Annotated in this window: 15 protein-coding genes; 10 read left to right on the top strand and 5 right to left on the bottom strand. The window is 67.2% G+C overall.

All coding sequences use genetic code 11. The features are described from left to right. The first annotated feature begins 59 nt into the window (after window positions 1–59). Window positions 60–257: a heavy-metal-associated domain-containing protein gene (locus tag WIX39_RS04405; RefSeq protein WP_081269753.1), complete on the top strand. Its 198-nt coding sequence runs from the start codon at window positions 60–62 to the stop codon at window positions 255–257. Further along, window positions 254–655 (top strand): Cu(I)-responsive transcriptional regulator, encoded by a 402-nt coding sequence (gene cueR, locus WIX39_RS04400; protein WP_409194582.1) that lies wholly within the window; start codon window positions 254–256, stop codon window positions 653–655. Before WIX39_RS04405 ends, cueR begins: the two co-directional genes overlap by 4 nt. 117 nt (window positions 656–772) lie before the next feature. On the opposite strand, the gene WIX39_RS04395 is transcribed toward cueR, so the two are convergent. Next, the gene (locus tag WIX39_RS04395; RefSeq protein ID WP_106936272.1) at window positions 773–1702 is read right to left on the bottom strand and encodes a YcjF family protein; all 930 of its coding nucleotides are present in this window, start codon (window positions 1700–1702) and stop codon (window positions 773–775) included. A gap of 578 nt (window positions 1703–2280) precedes the next feature. On the opposite strand from WIX39_RS04395, the gene creB reads away from it, so the two are divergent. Both creB and creC read left to right on the top strand, forming a co-directional pair. Beyond that, window positions 2281–3072, top strand: a complete 792-nt coding sequence (gene creB, locus WIX39_RS04390) for a two-component system response regulator CreB (protein WP_409194581.1) — start codon at window positions 2281–2283, stop codon at window positions 3070–3072. Between the two features lie 124 nt (window positions 3073–3196). Next, window positions 3197–4648, top strand: coding sequence for a two-component system sensor histidine kinase CreC (creC, locus tag WIX39_RS04385; protein ID WP_081269757.1), 1452 nt, complete (start codon window positions 3197–3199; stop codon window positions 4646–4648). A gap of 4 nt (window positions 4649–4652) precedes the next feature. Here the strand turns inward: creC and WIX39_RS04380 are convergent, their stop codons facing one another. From WIX39_RS04380 to creD, 4 genes are all read right to left on the bottom strand, one after another. Then, window positions 4653–5258: a hypothetical protein gene (locus WIX39_RS04380; protein WP_106936275.1), complete on the bottom strand. Its 606-nt coding sequence runs from the start codon at window positions 5256–5258 to the stop codon at window positions 4653–4655. Window positions 5259–5343: 85 nt separating this feature from the next. Next, window positions 5344–7743 (bottom strand): penicillin-binding protein 1A, encoded by a 2400-nt coding sequence (locus WIX39_RS04375; RefSeq protein WP_106936276.1) that lies wholly within the window; start codon window positions 7741–7743, stop codon window positions 5344–5346. Window positions 7744–7763: 20 nt separating this feature from the next. Then, complete coding sequence (locus WIX39_RS04370; protein WP_106936277.1) at window positions 7764–9056, bottom strand: glycoside hydrolase family 3 N-terminal domain-containing protein; 1293 nt, start codon at window positions 9054–9056, stop codon at window positions 7764–7766. Then, window positions 9053–10519, bottom strand: coding sequence for a cell envelope integrity protein CreD (gene creD / locus WIX39_RS04365; RefSeq protein ID WP_106936278.1), 1467 nt, complete (start codon window positions 10517–10519; stop codon window positions 9053–9055). Before creD ends, WIX39_RS04370 begins: the two co-directional genes overlap by 4 nt. Before the next feature lie 206 nt (window positions 10520–10725). On the opposite strand from creD, the gene WIX39_RS04360 reads away from it, so the two are divergent. The 6 genes from WIX39_RS04360 to WIX39_RS04335 all read left to right on the top strand — a co-directional run bounded on the left by WIX39_RS04360 (window position 10726) and on the right by WIX39_RS04335 (window position 17323). After that, the gene (locus WIX39_RS04360; RefSeq protein ID WP_106937611.1) at window positions 10726–12798 is read left to right on the top strand and encodes a VIT and vWA domain-containing protein; all 2073 of its coding nucleotides are present in this window, start codon (window positions 10726–10728) and stop codon (window positions 12796–12798) included. A 36-nt stretch (window positions 12799–12834) separates the two neighbouring features. Beyond that, window positions 12835–13764, top strand: coding sequence for an exosortase Q (xrtQ, locus tag WIX39_RS04355; RefSeq protein WP_106936279.1), 930 nt, complete (start codon window positions 12835–12837; stop codon window positions 13762–13764). Next, complete coding sequence (locus WIX39_RS04350; RefSeq protein WP_106936280.1) at window positions 13745–14314, top strand: hypothetical protein; 570 nt, start codon at window positions 13745–13747, stop codon at window positions 14312–14314. The genes xrtQ and WIX39_RS04350 overlap by 20 nt, the downstream gene beginning before the upstream one ends. An 83-nt stretch (window positions 14315–14397) precedes the next feature. Beyond that, complete coding sequence (locus WIX39_RS04345) at window positions 14398–15594, top strand: biosynthetic peptidoglycan transglycosylase (protein WP_409194580.1); 1197 nt, start codon at window positions 14398–14400, stop codon at window positions 15592–15594. A gap of 5 nt (window positions 15595–15599) precedes the next feature. Then, on the top strand, window positions 15600–16379 hold the full coding sequence (locus WIX39_RS04340; protein ID WP_106937612.1) for a GNAT family N-acetyltransferase: 780 nt from the start codon (window positions 15600–15602) through the stop codon (window positions 16377–16379). Between the two features lie 47 nt (window positions 16380–16426). Further along, the gene (locus WIX39_RS04335; RefSeq protein WP_106936282.1) at window positions 16427–17323 is read left to right on the top strand and encodes a pirin family protein; all 897 of its coding nucleotides are present in this window, start codon (window positions 16427–16429) and stop codon (window positions 17321–17323) included. The last annotated feature ends 42 nt before the right edge of the window (window positions 17324–17365 follow it).

The following is a 17365-nucleotide window of genomic DNA, read 5'->3' as shown; positions in this document are numbered from 1 at the left end:
ATCGTGAGAGGGTTCAGACTTGCATCCTCTTCCCGATCATTTCAACAGGAGCAAAGACGATGAGCCAGAAATTCCAGGTCACGGGCATGAGCTGCGGCCACTGCGTGAACGCGGTGCAGAACGCCGTGCAGACAGTCGACCCCGAAGCGCAGGTGACGGTGGATCTCCCCACCGGCCACGTCGACGTGCTGAGCGACCAGCCGCGCAAGGACATCGTGGCCGCGATCGAGAACGCGGGCTACGCCGTCCAGCAATGACAGGCCACGTCGCCATCGGCGAAGCGGCGCAGCGCTCCGGCGTGTCAGCCCGCATGGTCCGGCACTACGAAGGCCTGGGCCTGCTGCCGGCGGTGGCACGCACCGAGAGCGGCTACCGCCAGTACGACGACGCCGACATCCACACGCTGCGCTTCATCAAGCGCTCGCGCGACCTCGGCTTCTCGATGGAGGAAATCTCGGAGCTGGTGGGGCTGTGGCACAACCGCCGGCGCGCCAGCGCGAGCGTGAAGCGCATCGCCGAAAGGCACCTCGGCGAACTCGAACAGCGCATTGCCGACATGCAGTCGATGCGAAACACGCTGGCCCACCTGGTCCATTGCTGCCACGGGGACGCGAGGCCCGACTGCCCGATCCTAGACGACCTGGGCAAGGTCTAGAAATCGCTCTCTTCCAGAAACACCGCGGAACCGGCTTTGCCGGGCCGCCGGTGTTGCCCCCGGCGAGGGGGTAGGAGAAGCGACACGAAGTGCGCGAAGCCTGGGGGAGCGCCCCAGTCAAGCGCCCCGCACCAGCGACAGCACCTTGCCCGCATCCAGCGTGCGGGCCTTCTCCTGGATGGCCGGCAGGTACTGCGTCTGCAGGCTCTGCCCTTCCTTCACCACGCCGGAGAACGCGTCCTTCAGCATCTGGGCCGACAGCGTGCGGCCGCCGGCGTAGTAGCGCTTGGCCACATGCCCCAGCGCATAGGTCGAGGCGAAGCTCATCCCCGAACTCACGGCCTGGTTGCCCAGCCCGCGCAACAGCCCGCCGCCCACCTTGCCGAGCAAGCCGCCGAGCAGCTTGCGCCCGGCCTGTTCCAGGTACTGCGAAGTCAGGCCCACGCCGACCGTGGCCAGGAAATCCTTGACGTGGCCGCTGTCCAGCTGGTAGCCGTGCGCCTGGCCGATGCGGTAGACCAGCTTCATCTGCAGCGGAATGATCGCCATCGTCGACAGCGTCTCGGGCAGCAACTCGAGCGCGCCGTTGAGGATGGCGGCGTTCAGGATGGTCTTGTCGAGTTCGGCGCCGTCGGGTGAATTCGCGGCGGTGGCCACCGCCGTTGCCGTCACCGGCACCGCCGCGATTTCTTCCGCCTGCTGCGAGAAACCGGCGGCCGAGGCACCCAGCCCCAGCGAGGTGCGCACGTCCGCCAGGAACATGCGCTCGGAGTCCGACTGCGCGCCGTCGGCATCGCACACGCACACCGCCATCTCGTAGGCGAGCTGCCGCGACTCGGTGCTCTTCAGCTCACCCGCCACCGATGCCAGCGACACCCGCTTCATCAGCACGTCCTGGTAGAGCGTCGGCAGGTTCACGCCGTCGGCCTGGGACAGGCCCTCCGCGATCCGCTTGATCTCGGCGCGTTCGCGTTCGTGCTTTTCGCCGTCGACGAAGGCCGCCAGCAGGCTGAGGGTCACGATGGCCTTTGTTTCAGAAGGTGTCATTTTTGATATTTCGTAATTTGCAATGTGAAGAAGGGCTGTGTTTTTCTTGCCGGCAACGGCGCGGCCTGCTCGGGCACGTTCTCCCCACAAAACTTGAGCAACTCTGTGGATAACGTTGGAGCTTCTGTGTAGGGACGTTGCAAGTTGTTGATTTTCAAAAGGAATCTACAGACTGCCTTATTTTTGCGCAATGGATTACCCTGCCCGAAAAACGTCTTTCGCAGATTTCCGAAGGGGTGTCAAAGGACAACTCTGGGGACAGTTCTGGCACAAGCCATCGGTTATCCACAGCGCTGCCGGGTTACCCAAAGTTGTTCATTTGCCGGGTACAGCCCAAAAGCGCGGCTGCGCACAGTGACACGGGCATGACAAGTCGTTGTCGCATAAAGAGAAAAGCGGCATGTCCACAGAGGTGGGCAACCCTTATCTACTACTACTAATTTGAATAAGAAGAATAAGAAGATGGGAAAGGGACAGGCCTCGCCCGAAAAAAAGGCCGCGAAAGGCCGCGCCGGCCCCGGCGCCTCGGTCGAAAACCGGTCCTCCCGGCGCGCTCCCCCGTCGGTAACATCCGCGGGATGAGCTTCAAACCCCGGATCCTGATCGCCGAAGACGAATCGGGCATCGCCGACACGCTGCAGTACGTCCTGAAAAGCGACGGTTTCACGCCCATCTGGTGCGCCACGGCCGAGGAAGCGATCGCGCAGTTCGCCCGGGAACCACCGGCGCTGGCCATCCTGGACATCGGATTGCCCGATCTCAACGGCTTCGAACTCTTCAAGCGCCTCCAGGCGCTGAATCAGTCGATGGGCGGACCGGAGGTGCCGATGGTCTTCCTGACCGCCCGCAGCGACGAAATAGACCGCGTGGTGGGCCTCGAACTGGGTGCCGACGACTACATCGCCAAGCCGTTCTCCCCGCGTGAACTGGTCGCTCGCGTACGGACGATCCTGCGGCGCAGCGCGCGAAACGCGCCAGGAAGCCCGGGAACGGCTCCGGTGCCGAACCATGGGGTACCCCATCAAATCGGCGCCCACGCGCCTCATGCGGCCGCTCAACCCCCTTCCATGCCGTTTTCGCTGGATGTCGAGCGGATGCAGATCCGGTACTACGGGCGCCTGCTCGAACTCTCGCGCTACGAATACGGCCTGCTGAAATTGCTGGTGCAGCGCCCGGGGCGCGTCTTCACGCGAGACGAACTGCTCGAACTGGTCTGGGACGACTCGAGCGACAGCTTCGACCGCACGGTCGACGCGCACATCAAGACCCTGCGCGCCAAGCTCAAGGCGATTGCGCCGGACGTCGAGCCGATCCGCACCTTGCGCGGCACCGGCTACGCACTGAACGAAGAATTGCCCTCGAAGGCATGAATCCGAGCTTGGGATGCCTTTTCGCGGAATACCGCGGAACCGGCTTTGCCGGGCCGCTGGTATTGCCCCCGGCGAGGGGGTTGGCGGCCACACGAAGTGGGCAAGCCAGGGGGAGTGCCAAGTCGTGACAAGGCGCACGCGGATATTCATCGGCATCCTGCTGATCTACACGGCGGGCATCGCCTTCCTGCTGTACCGCGTGGTCTCGGACATCGACCCGCGCTACCGCGAGTCGGCCGAGGAATCGCTGGTCGAGACCTCGCAGCTGCTGGCCAGCCTGGTCGAGCAGGACGTGATCGCCGGCGCCATCAACACCGCGCGCCTCGAGCCGTTGTTCCGCACCGCCTATGCGCGCGAGTTCTCGGCGCAGATCTACAACCTGCACAAGAGCCAGGTCGAGCTGCGCGTGTACGTGACCGACCGCAACGGCCGCGTGATGTTCGATTCGCTCGGCAGGCATCTCGGCGCCGACTATTCGCAATGGATGGACGTGAGCCGCACGCTGGCCGGCCTGTACGGCGCGCGCACTTCGCGCGACGTCGACGGCGATCCGCGCACCTCGGTCATGTACGTGGGCGCGCCGATCCGCTGGAACAACGAGATCGTCGGCATGGTGAGCGTCGGCAAGCCGGTGCAGAGCTTCGGCCAGTTCGTGGAAGACGCGCGGGCGCGCACGCTGTGGGTGGGCGTGGGCTCGGGGCTCGCGCTGCTGCTGCTGGCGCTGATCGTGTCGGTATGGCTGGTGCGGCCCTTCGGGCTGATCCGCGACTACTGGACCTGGGTGCGCGCGCAGCGCACCCTGAGCCTGTCGCGCATGGTGCGCCGCGCCATCGACGGCGTGCGCAGCGGCTTCAGCGAAATGCGCGACGCATTGACGGGACGCAGCTACGTGGCCGACTACGTGCAGACATTCACGCATGAAGTGAAGAGCCCGCTCTCGGCCATTCGCGGTGCGGCCGAGCTGCTGCAGGAACCGTCGATGCCGCATGCCGAGCGCGAACGCTTCCTGGTGAACATCGAGCGCGAGACACAACGCATCCAGGAAATCGTCGACCGCATGATGGAGCTCACCGCCCTCGAGACACGGCGCGTGCTGGACCGCACCGAGCCGGTCGCGCTGGCTTCGCTGATCGACGACATCGCCATCAGCGCGCAGCCCGCGGCGGCCAAGCGGAACATCAGGCTGCTGGTGAACATCCGCAACGAAGCCAGCACGGAAGGCGACCCGTTCTTGCTGCGCCGCGCGATCAGCAACCTGCTGGACAACGCAATCGATTTTTCACCGCGCGACAGCGAGGTGCTGCTCACGCTGGAGACCACCTCCAGGCTCGCGCGCGTGAGCGTGCGCGACCACGGACCGGGCATTCCGGAGTACGCGCAGGAAAAAGTCTTCCAGAAGTTCTATTCGCTGGCCAGGCCGCACAGCAAGAAGAAAAGCACCGGGCTCGGGCTGGCGTTCGTGAAGGAAATCGCGACCTTGCACCGCGGGCGCATCGAGCTGGGCAACGCGTCGCGCGGCGGTGCGGTGGCGACGCTCACGCTGCCGTTGCTGTCACATCCGGGGCGGAGTCATTGAGCGGTCATAGGCCGGTCAATGCGCGGTAGGCACTGCGCGTCTCCGGACTCACCGCATCGAGCAGTTGCTCATACGAGGTCTGGTGCCGCGCCAGCATGCGCGCCGAAGCCACGGTCTTCGACTTGCAGTACCAGTGGCAGGTGTGCTGCATCAGGAACAGCTCGGCCGACATGGTGAAGGCCTTGGACTTGGGCGTGCGGTTCGACTCGTTGCGCATCACGCCGGCAATGCCGCGCGCGTGGATCAGCAGGGCCTGGCGGAAGTCGAAGCTCGCGGCCGGGAAGATGGTGGTGGCCATCGGGATTCCCACTGGCAGCTTGCTCATGCGCGTGAGTGGTTCGGGCAGGCGCGAAAACTCGGCGGCGAAGCTGTCGAACTGGCCCGCGAGCTTTTCCTCGGTGGAGTCGAGCAGGCTCCAGATCTGCTGGCGGCGTTCGGCGTCGTCCTCGCCGAGGCAGCGCAGGTAGCCCGACGTGAGGCTCTCCATCAGCTTTTCGATCTGGTAGCGGCCGAGGTGGCTGCCCAGCAGTGCGATGCGCTGTCGCTGGTCTCTGGACTTGAGGATGTAGAAGCCGGCGGCAATGAGTGCCACCAGAGTAAGAATTTCCATGGATGCGGGGGAATAAGGGAAAAAGGCGGGAAGCAGCACCGAGTGTAGGCACCGCCATCCCGCCTTTGTTTCTTGCGGCAACGCGCTAGCGGAAGAAATCGAGGATCTTGTTGCGTTCTTCTGGCGGCGGCGGTGCGCCGATGGGCGCGCTCGTGAGTTCCTCCACCGGCGGCGGCGCCTCGGTGCTGTCCAGGCCCAGGCTGGCGACGTTGTGGCCCGGCGTGAAGTCGTCGAAATACAGCTCGCCGTCGATGCGCACCACGCCCGGCGGTTCGGCCGGCTGCGTCACTGGCACGCCCTGCAGCGCCGTCTGCATGTAGCCGGTCCAGATCGGCAGGCTCAGGCTGCCGCCGGTTTCGCCGCGCACGCCGAGCTGCCGCGGCGTGTCGTAGCCGACCCAGGCCACGCCGACCATGGTCGGCTGGAAGCCCGCGAACCAGGTGTCGAAGGAGTCGTTGGTGGTGCCGGTCTTGCCGTAGAGGTCGTCGCGCTTGAGCGTCTGGTAGGCCTTGAAGCCGGTGCCGTTGCGCACCACGCTCTGCAGCAGCGAACTCATGATGAAGGCGTTGCGCTGCGGAATGGCACGGCGCGATTCGTCGAGCACCGGCGGCTCGGTCTCCATCAGGACCTTGCCCTTCATGTCGGTCACCTTGGTCACGAGGTACGGGTTGACGCGGTAGCCGCCGTTGGCGAACACCGAGTAGCCCACCGCCATCTGCATCGGCGTGACCGAGCCTGCGCCCAGGCCCATGGGCAGGTTGGCGGGCTGCTTGTCCTTGTCGAAGCCGAACTTGGTGACCCAGTCTTGCGCGTAGGGTGCGCCGATGGACTGCAGCACGCGCAGCGTCACCAGGTTCTTCGACTTCATGAGCGCGGTGCGCAGCGGCATCGGGCCGTCGTAGGTGCCTTCGAAGTTCTTCGGCTCCCACGGCTGGCCGCCGTTGGCGCTGGCGTCGAAGTACAGCGGCGCGTCGTTCACCACGGTGGCGGGCGTGAAGCCTTTCTCGAGCGCGGCCGAATAGATGAAGGGCTTGAAGCTCGAGCCCGGCTGGCGCCAGGCCTGGGTCACGTGGTTGAACTTGTTCTTGCCGAAATCGAAGCCGCCGACCAGTGCCTTGATGGCGCCCGAGCGCGGGTCCATGCCGATGAAGGCCGCCTCGACCTCGGGCAGCTGCGTGATCTCCCAGGTGTTCTTCGGCGTCTTCGCGACGCGGATCACCGCGCCGCGGCGGATCTTGATGTTCGGCGGCGCCTTGGCCGCGAGGCCCGACTGCGCGGGCTTCAGGCCCTCACCGGTGATCTGGATGGTTTCGCCGTTGGCGCGCACGGCGCTGATTTCCTTCGGACTGGCATCGAGCACCACGGCCGCGATCACGTCGCCGTTGTCGGGGTGTTCGGCCAGCGCGTCGTCCACGGCCTCGTCGATTTCCTTCTGATCGGTTGGCAGATCGACGAACTTCTCGGGACCGCGATAGGCCTGGCGGCGCTCGTAGTCCATGACGCCCTTGCGCAGCGACTTGTAGGCTGCGGCCTGGTCGGCCGCGACCAGCGAGGTGTAGACCTTCAGGCCGCTGGTGTAGATGCTGTCGCCGTACTGCGCGTACATCATCTGCCGCACGGTCTCGGCCACGTACTCCGCATGCAGCCGGTTCGGGTCGGCGGCATCGCGCAGGTGCAGTTCTTCCTTCTTCGCGGCGGCCGCCTGCTCGGCGGTGATGAAGCCGGTTTCCTGCATGCGGTCGATCACATACAGCTGGCGCGCCCGCGCGCGGCGCGGGTTGGCCACGGGGTTGTTGGCGCCGGGCGCCTTCGGCAGGCCGGCCAGCATGGCGGCCTCGGCGATGGTCACGTCCTGCAGCGGCTTGCCGAAGTAGGTCTCGGCGGCGGCGGCGAAACCGTAGGCGCGGTTGCCCAGGTAAATCTGGTTCAGGTAGATCTCGAGGATCTGGTCCTTGGTGAGCTGCTGCTCGAGCCGCAGCGCCAGCAATATCTCGTAGGTCTTGCGGCTCATGGTCCGCTCGGAGCTCAGGTACACGTTGCGCGCGACCTGCATCGTGATGGTGGAGGCGCCCTGCTTGCGCCCGCCCTTCAGGCTGGCGACCGCCGCGCGCACGAAGCCCTTGTAGTCGACGCCGCCGTGGTCGTAGAAGCGCGCGTCTTCCACGGCGAGCACCGCGTCTTTCATGACCTTGGGAATGTCGGCGAACGGCGTGAGGTTGCGGCGCTCTTCACCGAACTCGCCGATCAGCTGGCCTTCGGTCGAGTACACGCGCAGCGGCAGCTTGGGGCGGTAGTCGGACAGTTCGGAGACATCTGGCAGCTTCGGATAGATGGCCACCACGGCCACGATGGCGGCGACCAGCACCACCAGCGCGCCGGAACCCACCACCACCGCGCCCCACTTGGCGATGCGTTTCCAGCGGCGGTTCGGATCGGCCGGCGCGGAACCGTCGTCGGGAGGGGTGGAGCTTGAGCGTTTGGACATAGAAAGGAATTACTGGCTGGCTAGCGAGAAGGTTGGAGCCGCCGCGCGTCGGCGCGTTCCGGCAAAAGGAGATCGGGTGCGCCGCGCTGCGCGGCCTGCAGCGCGCAGTGCATGGCGTCGAAGTACTTGTCGTGGTCGTAGGCGATCAGCAGCAGATCCACCCCGGCGCCGAGGGCGCGGACGGTGGCGTCGCACAGACCGCGGTTGTAGGCCGCGCCCATCGTGAGGTCGTCTGTGACGAGCAGGCCCTGGTAGCCCCACTCGCCCCGAATCACCTGCCGCACGATTCTGCGCGAGAAAGAGACCGGATGTTCCGCGTCGAGTTCCGGAAGGATCACATGGCCCAGCATGATCGCTGCGTCAGATTGTTTCGATACTTCTTGAAATGGTTTCCAGTCATGTGTTGCAAGCCGGGCCGCCGGCGTGTGCAGCACCGCGGCGAAATGGTGCGTGTCCTCGGTCACTCCGGCCAGGCCGGGGAAGTGCTTGAGCGTGCCGCGAATGCCAGCAGATTCAAGGCCTTGCTCGTAAGCGAGCGCCACCTGCGCGGTGATGGCAGGGTCGGCCGAAATGGCACGTTCGTCGATGCGGGTGTGAAGGTCCCATCGGCCCGGCGCGCGGCCCGGGCGCAGGTCGACCACCGGGCTGAAATTGAGTGTGATGCCTAAAGCAGCGAGCGCCCTGCCCTGCCGTGCGCCGTAAGCATGGGCGCGCTGCTTGAGTTCTTCATCGGACACGTCGGCGTCGAGCAGCGTGGCCAGCGCGGGTTGCGGTTCGACCAGCGGGGAGAGCCGAGAGACGGCGCCGCCCTCCTGGTCGGTCGCGACCACCAGCGGCGGCAGCCCGGCTTCGCGGCGCAGCGCCTGCAGGCCGGCGATTTCGTCGCGCAGGTCGGCGGCGTTGCGGCCCTTCACATTACGGCCGGTCACGAAAATGCCGCCGATCAGGCCCTTGCGGACGCGTTCGCGCAACTGCGCCGCATCGTCATAGCCGACGATGAAGCGCGCACCGAGCGCCTGCGCCACGGGGCCCGATGCGGCTTCGACCTCGGCCCGGTGCCGGCGCGACGCGGCTTCGTTGCCCAGGGCAGTGAGCAAGGCCGCGAAGGCCAGGCCCAGCGCCACGGGACGCAGCCTGCCCCGCGCGAACCGCCAAGCGACGGCGATACCCAAGGCGAGCGCGCCCAGCAGCAAACCCAGCTCCCACGCACGCATGAAACGCAGATGCGGATCCTTCAGGTGCCAAGCCCAGAACCACAGCACGGCCAGGAAAACCCAGCCCAGCGCGCCGGCGATGACCCGCAGCGCTCTCATGGCGTGTCGTCGGCACGGCGCGAAAGCGCATACCAGTCGACCTTGCGCGTGACCAGCATCAGCGCGGCCAGCATGCCGAAGATCAGCAATGCGCCGAGCAGCAGTGCATTGCTTTCCGATGCGAGCAGACCGTAGAGCGCACCGTACAGCAGCGCCACGAAAGCGCCGAACGACAACCCGCGCCGCCAGCCCGCCAGCACAGCGCTGAAATACACCGCCAGCAGCACGACGCTGGCTGCGGCGGCACCGGCGTAGGCCATCCAGAACGCGAACTTCTCCGACAGCGCGAGCAGCAGCAGGAAGAACAGCGCGATCGACAGGCCCACCAGGCCGTACTGGACCGGGTGCAGCCGCAGCTTGCGGAACAGCTCGAACATGAAAGCCGCCATCAGCACCATGCCGATGAAGAGCGCGCCGTACTTGCCCGCGCGCGTGCTCATCGAATAGACGTTGATCGGCTGCGCGAGCGAGACGTCGAAGGTCTGCAGCGGACTGATATTGCGGCGCGGCATGTTCATGCCGGCGACCGTGGCGTTCGCGCCGGCCACGTCCGCCGTGTTGCCGTCGGCGGGGCCGCCACGGCCCGAAAGACCGGAACGCACCTGCTCGCGCGCCGAGGTGACGAGCGACGACACACGCCAGTGCGCGTCGAAGCCTTGCGGCGTCACGCTGCGCTCGGCCGCGAGAAAGCGGCCTCCGAAGCTCGGATGGGCCCAGGGCGAGGTGAGATGCGCGGTCGTTTCCTCGGCAATGGGCGCAATGGCCAGGGTGTCCTGCCCGACGAGGCCGATCTTCATTTCGAAGGCGACCGGCGTGCCGGCCTGCCATGCGGCAAGCGCGGCACCGGTGACGGGTGCGTGGATGCCGTCGGCAAACCAGGCGTCGTCGGCCAGGCCGGGCACGCGCTGCCTGAAGCGAAGCGCCTCGCCGGCCATCACCACCGTGGGCGAGCCGTCGAGGCCGCGCAGGTCGCTCACGTTGAAGGCGATGAACGGGGCCTTGAACTCGATCTTCGAATCGGCTTCGCTGTGCGAGATGGCCTTCGGGTCGAAGGCCGCGAAGCCGCCGCCGAGCGTGGCGTTCAGCGTGTAGAACGGGATTTTGAAGATGCCGCGGTAGCGCTCCTGCGGCGCCATCGTGCCTTCGATGTGCAGCTTGTCGGGGAACACCACGTGGGCCATTTCCTTGCTGCGTGGCTCCTGGCCGATCACCTTGCCCTGCGCGTTGCGCAGCGGCTCCATCCAGCGCTCGACATAGGGCACCAGCAGCAGGGGGCCGACCACCGTCTGGCGGCCGGCGTAGGTGGCGGCAAGCTCGCGGCCCGCTTCGCGCTGGCTCTCGCCGCGCTCGCGGTTGATCGAGTCGATCTCCGCGAGCGGAATGCACAGCAGTAACAGCAGGAAGAACAGGCCGGCCACCTTGACCAGCATCGAACTCTGCAGGGCCTTCAACAACTGAAGCATTTTTTTCTCTCCTCGTCGGTATCGGTGAAGCGGCGATGCTCTCCGCGCGACCCGAAGGCCGTGTGAAGCACCTTGCGCGCTTGCCTTCACACAGACTTCACACAGCGGGAAACCGGCTTTTTCGACTTCAAAGAGCCTTCCAACTGGCTTCTCGCGCGGTGTCGACATTCAGTCCCGTGCAAGTTCGCACGGACAAGGACACCGCCATGAACGCCCCCACCACCCCACGCCCCGGCCGCTGGCTCTGGCTCGCCACCGTGAGCCTGGCGACCGTGGGCTTCGTCGCATTGAGCGCGCGCCCGGTGTATGCGCAGGAAGCGCCCGCCGGCCCGCGCCTGAAGACAGAGAGCCCGTATTTCTTCGTCAAGAGCGACGACCCCTCGGTCGACCGCCTGCCCCTGAAGGGCACCGAGGTGGCCGTGAAGATCTCGGGCGTGATCGCCGACGTGACGGTCACGCAGACCTATCGCAACGAAGGCACGCGCGCCATCGAGGCCAAGTATGTTTTCCCCGGTTCGACCAAGGCGGCAGTGAGCGGCCTCAACGTGCGGCTGGCCGACCGGCTCGTCACCGCGCAGATCCGCGAGAAGCAGCAGGCGCAGATCGAATACGACACCGCCAAGAAAGAAGGCAAGACCGCCGCGCTGCTGGAGCAGCACCTGCCCAACGTGTTCCAGATGAACGTCGCCAACATCATGCCGGGCGACGACGTGAAGGTGGAGCTGCGCTACACCGAACTGCTGGTGCCGCAGTCGGGCAACTACGAGTTCGTGTTCCCGACCGTGGTGGGTCCGCGCTACAACAGTCCGCAGTCGGCCAGCGCGCAGGCCAAGTGGGTGGCGCAGCCCACGCTCGCGCAAGGCGCGGCGAGCGGCACCAGCTTCAAGCTCAAGGCCAGCATCGACACGCCGATGGGCCTGAAGGAAATCCGCTCGACCACGCACACCGTCGACGTGAAGAAGAGCGACGAAGACAGGCACGCCGACGTGGTGCTCACCGCCGACGGCCGCCCCGCGGACAACCGCGACTTCGTGCTCGACTACCGCCTGGCCGGCGAAAAGATCGAATCGGGCCTGATGCTCTACAAGGGCCAGGGAGAGAACGCCGAGAACTTCTTCCTCGCGATGGTGGAGCCGCCCAAGGCCGTGGCCGCCAGCGCCATTTCGCCGCGCGACTACATCTTCGTGGTCGACATCTCGGGCTCCATGCACGGCTTTCCGCTCGACACCGCGAAGACGGTGCTCGAGCGCCTGATCGGCGGCCTGCGCCCGAGCGACACCTTCAACGTGCTGCTGTTCTCGGGCAGCAACAAGATGCTCTCGCCCAAGTCGGTGCCGGCCACGCGCGCCAACATCGAGCAGGCGCTGGCCACCATCCAGAACTACGGCGGCAGCGGCAGCACCGAGCTGATTCCGGCGCTCAAGCGCGTGTATGCCGAGCCGAAGGAAGACAAGGTGTCGCGCACCGTGGTGGTCGTGACCGACGGCTACGTGACGGTCGAGCGCGAAGCCTTCGAGCTGGTGCGCAAGAACCTGTCGAAGGCCAACGTGTTCGCCTTCGGCATCGGATCGTCGGTGAACCGCAGCCTGATGGAAGGCATTGCGCGCGCCGGCATGGGCGAGCCTTTCATCATCACCGACCCGATCCAGGCACCCGAGCAGGCGGCGCGTTTTCGCCGCATGGTCGAGTCGCCGGTGCTCACGAACGTGAAGGCGACCTTCGGCGGACTCGACGTGTACGACGTGGAGCCGCAGGCCCTGCCCGACGTGCTCGGCGAACGCCCGGTGATCGTGTTCGGCAAGTGGCGCGCGGATTCGAGCGGGCAGGCAAAAGGCCGCGTGATCATCGAAGGCCAGGGCGCCAGCGGCCCCTATCGGCAGGAAGTGCGCATCGACGAGCGCACCCGCCAGGACACGGCGGCGCTGCGCACGCTGTGGGCGCGCCACCGCATCCAGAGCCTGAGCGACCAGGAAACGCTGGAAGGCGGCACGGCCTTCAAGGACCGCATCACCGAACTGGGCCTGAAGTACAGCCTGCTCACCCAGTACACGAGCTTCATTGCCGTCGACAAGGTGGTGCGCAATGTGGCGCCGCAGAACAGCGTGGACGTGAACCAGCCCTTGCCCCTTCCGCAAGGCGTGAGCGAACTGGCGCTCGGCGCCGAGGTGCCGAGCACGCCCGAACCCGAGACGCTGGGCGCCATCGCGGTCGTGCTGTCGATGCTCGCCATGCTGCGCCGCCGGGCCCGCCGCAACGACGCGCGCCGCTTCACCGCCTGAACGCGCTGGACGCCTGAACCACCAAGAAAGAAAAGAATGTCTCTGGCAGCACTTGCCCATCGCCACCCGCGCATCGTCGACTGGGGCATCCTCATCGACCGCGCACCGGCCGCCGGCTGGCTCGGCCTTCAATGTCTGGCGCTGATGCCGACGTGGGCCTGGATGGTCCAGCGGATGCGCGACGGCTCCGACGATCCGCTGGGCCTGCTGGCGCTGGTCGCACTGGCCGCGCTGACCTGGAACAGCCGGCGCGAGCTGCGCGCCTCGCCGCGGCTGGGCTGGCTCGTGCTTGCCGGCGCGGGCACGGTGCTCGCGACCCTGCTGCGCACCGGGATAGGTGCGCTGCCCGCGCTGCCGCCGCTGGCGGCGGGTCTCGTAGCCGTGCTGGCGCTGGCCTGCGGGCTGCTGGCGTTCCTGCCGCGCAACGTGGGCAGGTTGCCGGTGGCGGGGCTCGCGGTGCTGGCGCTGCCGCTGCTGTCGTCGCTCCAGTTCTATGCGGGCTATCCGCTGCGGGTGGTCACGGCCGAGGCGAGCCGCTGGCTGCTCGCGCCCGGCTTCGAGGTGATGCGCGAAGGCACCAGCCTGATGGTCGACGGCCGCCTCGTGATCGTCGATGCGCCCTGCTCGGGCGTTCAGATGGTCTGGCTCGGCTACTTCACGGCCTGTGCCGTCGCACTTTGGGCGCGCCGCGGCGACCAGGCCTTCCTGCGCCGCCTGCCGATGGTCGGGCTGCTGGTGCTGGCCGGGAACATCGCGCGCAACAGCGTGCTGATCGCCTTCGAAGGCGCCGGCCATCCGCTGGCGGGCTGGGCGCACAACGCGCTGGGCCTGGCGGTGCTCGCCGTCGTGTGCGCCGCCATCGCCCGCCTGATGGTGCCGGAGCGCCACGTGGCCGAACCTGCCGGACAACCCATCCCGGGCCTGATCACCACCCAAGGAGGCCGCCGTGTCGACACCGTTCTTTGAGCGCTGGCTCGCCAACCATTTCATCAACCGCATCGGCCACAAGTCGGCCTTCGCGCTGGCGATGCTGCTGTGCATGCTGTGGTCGGCCGGCGCGGCATTGCGTGCGCCGGCCGAGCCGGCGGCCCTGGCCGCGTCGCACGAATGGCCCCGCCAGTGGGACGGCGTGCCGCTGCGCCCGCTGGCGCTGAGCGACGTGGAGCAGCGCTTCGCGGACAGCTTTCCGGGCGCCATCGGCCGCATGACCGACGGCACGCAGACCCTGGTGATGCGCGAGGTGAAGCAGCCCACGCGCATGCTGCATCCGGCGGCCGACTGTTACCGCGCGCTGGGCTACCGCATCGAGCAGGCCCGGCTGGAACGCGATGCGCAGGAGCGCCTGTGGCGCTGTTTTGTTGCGCAACGGCACGGCGCGCAAAAAATCCGTGTTTGCGAGCGCATCGTCGACGCCCGGGGCACGGCTTTCACAGACACTTCAAGCTGGTACTGGGCAGCGGCCAGCGGCCAATCGCATGGACCGTGGCAAGCTGTCACCGTGACCAGACCGATCTGAGAAACGAGCCTGTGAAGAAGACCCTGCGAATTGTGCTTTTCAGCCTGATGGCCCTTGTCATCACGGCGTGTGTTGCTATCTTTTTGATAGTCAAGCTGGCGCTTGCGCCGGCTGCCGGCGAATGGAGCACCACGGTGAAGGCCGGTCCGCTGAATTTCGAGATCGGCGTGCCCACCGCATTGCGCGTGGCCACCTCGCCGTGGTTTGCGCCCTACCTGGACGGGCGTTCGTTCGACACCCGCGCCGGCGCCGTGCGCTTTGCCTGGAAGCCGGCCGGGGAACTGCTCGAGATGCAATGCACGCCCTGCAGCGCCGAGGTGCCGGCGCTCGGCACCCAGCCGATCAGGGTCGAGCGGCTGGTGGCCACCGTCAAGCGCGACGGCAACACCCTCAGCGGCACCTTCGAAGCCACGCCCGAGAGCACCGACACGACCCGGTTGCACGGCCGCTGGGAAGGCAAGCTCTCGCCAAGGAATCTGCAGCTCAGCGCCAAAGTCGAAGACGCGCCCATCGCCCGCTGGTATGCGGTGCTGGTGCCCACGCTGCCCGAATTGCGCAGCGCGCGCATCGGCGGCACGCTGGCGCTGCACGGGCAACTGCAGCTGCCCGAGGCCACGTTCGCGGTGCAGCCGACCATCAGCCAGTTCACCGTCGAGGGACTCGGCACCGAGGCCATGCTCAATGCGCGCACCAGCTGCGGCCCGTCGGCCAGGCTGACCAACGACAGCTGGCTGGCGCGCGCGGTGGTAGCCGCCGAAGACCAGCGCTTCTTCACCCATGCCGGCTACGACCTGACCGAGATCCTCGCGTCGATCGACAACAACCAGAAGCCGGGCCAGACCAAGCGCGGCGGCAGCACCCTCACGCAGCAGCTGGCCAAGCTGCTGGTGACGGGCAGCGACCGCACCGCCGAACGCAAGCTGCGCGAGATGCTCTACGCGGTCGAGATGGAGCAGACGCTGGGCAAGGCCCGCATCCTGCAGCTCTACCTCGACAACGCGCCCTGGGGCGGCAGCATCTGCGGCGCCGAAGCCGCGGCGCGGCGCTACTTCAAGCGCAGCGCGCGCACGCTGGAGCCGGCGCAGGCCGTGTGGCTCGCGGCCATGCTGCACAAGCCGCAGGCCGTGCTCGAGCAGTGGCGGCGCGACGGCCACATCGACGCCGACCGCACCAAGTGGGTTGCCGAAAGCATCCGCGGCATCAGCCGGAACCAGCGCGAGGCACTGCTCAAGAGCGTGGCCGCGGCGAAGTTCACGGCGCCCGAGGCCGTCACGCAATGAACCTCATGAACCCGATTCCAGACACCGACATCGAAGCCATCGAACGCGCCACCGTATCGGCGGTGGCGCCCGACCTGACCGAAGAGCTCGACGGCTGGCTGCTGCCCTTTGCCGAGGGCACGGTCAATCGCGCCAGGTCCGCCGTGCCGCTGCACCGGGGCGCGGTCGATGCGGCCACCCTCGACCGCATAGAAGACCGCTACGAAAGCCGTCAGGCCGTGCCGCTGCTGCGCCTGGCCGACGCGGATTGCTTCGACGGCCTGCGCGCCGAGCTGGAGCGGCGCCACTACGCCAGCGACAACCCGACGCTGGTGCAGCTCGGCTCGACGCCGCGAATGCTGCAGGTGGCCGAGGGCCGCGGCGCGCCGGCCGATGTCGACACGGCGCCCGACGACGCCTGGGCGGCGCTGTTCCTCGGCGAGGGCTTCGATCCGGTGGACGGCGCGCATCGCGTGCGCACCCTCTCGCGCGCCAAGGGCACGCTGTATGCCAGCGTGCGTGAAGGCGGCCGCACCCTGGCCGCCGGCGCGATGGCGTTCGGCCACGGCTGGTGCAGCGTGCACGGCATGCGCACCGACCAGGCGCAGCGCGGCCGGGGACTGGCAGGGCGCGTGCTGGCCGGCCTGGCGCAGGCGGCCATGTCGCGCGGTTTCGAGCGGGTGTTCCTGCAGGTCGATGCGGCGAACCCGCCGGCACTGGCCCTGTACAGGCGCGCGGGGTTCGAAACCCGCTGGCAGTACCGCTACTGGCGGCCGCGGCAATGGGATCGGGCTCCGGGGGGCTGACAGCGCCCCGGGTGGCGCCGGGCGCGCGTTAGTGCCAACATGGGCGCATGACCAACGCCAACCACCACGCCAACCACCCCACCGATCCCGTCGCCACGCCGCGCGGCATCGACCACATCGTGGCCGGTGTTTCCACCAGCGATGGCGACGGCGTGAAGCTCACCCGCGTGCTGCAGCAGCCGCTGCAGAAGCGGCTCGACCCCTACCTCATGCTCGACGCCTTCGGCAGCGACAACCCGGGCGACTACATCGGCGGCTTTCCCAACCATCCGCACCGCGGCTTCGAGACCGTGACCTACATGATCGCGGGCCGCATGCGCCACCGCGACAGCGCCGGCCATGAAGGCCTGCTCGAGAACGGCGGCGTGCAATGGATGACCGCCGGCCGCGGCCTCGTGCACAGCGAACTGCCCGAGCAGGAAGAAGGCCTGATGGAAGGCTTCCAGTTGTGGCTCAACCTGCCCGCCAAGGACAAGATGCGCGAGCCCTGGTATCGCGACATCCAGAGCGAAGAGATCCCCGAATTCACAACCACCGGCGGCGCGCACGTGCGGGTGATCGCGGGTGCGAGCCACGGCATCGAGGGCGCGGTGCGCCGCGAGCACACAGAGCCGCTGTACCTGGACATCACCCTGCCGCCCGGCGCCGAGTTCGCGCAGCCGCTGCCTGACGACCACAACGCGCTGGTCTACGTCTTCCGCGAATCGCTGTGGATCGCCGGCAGCGAGATACCGACGCGCCGCATGGCCATCCTGGCGAACGACGCGGGCAGCGACGGCGTGGTGCTGCGCGCGGGCGCGACCAACCACAGCCCCGCGCGCGCACTGCTGATCGCAGGGAAGCCGCTGCACGAGCCCATCGCGCAGTACGGCCCCTTCGTGATGAACACGCAGGAGCAGGTCAAGCAGGCGGTGCACGACTTCCAGAACGGCAAGCTCGGCTGACGGGCGCCGGGCTGTAGTCGCCCACCTACCGAAAAACGGCAT

The sequence above is a fragment of the Variovorax sp. AB1(2024) genome, from assembly GCF_037482385.2.
GTDB lineage: Bacteria > Pseudomonadota > Gammaproteobacteria > Burkholderiales > Burkholderiaceae_C > Variovorax.
Note: the sequence above shows the minus strand (reverse complement) of the source record. Positions and strands in the feature narration are given on the sequence as shown.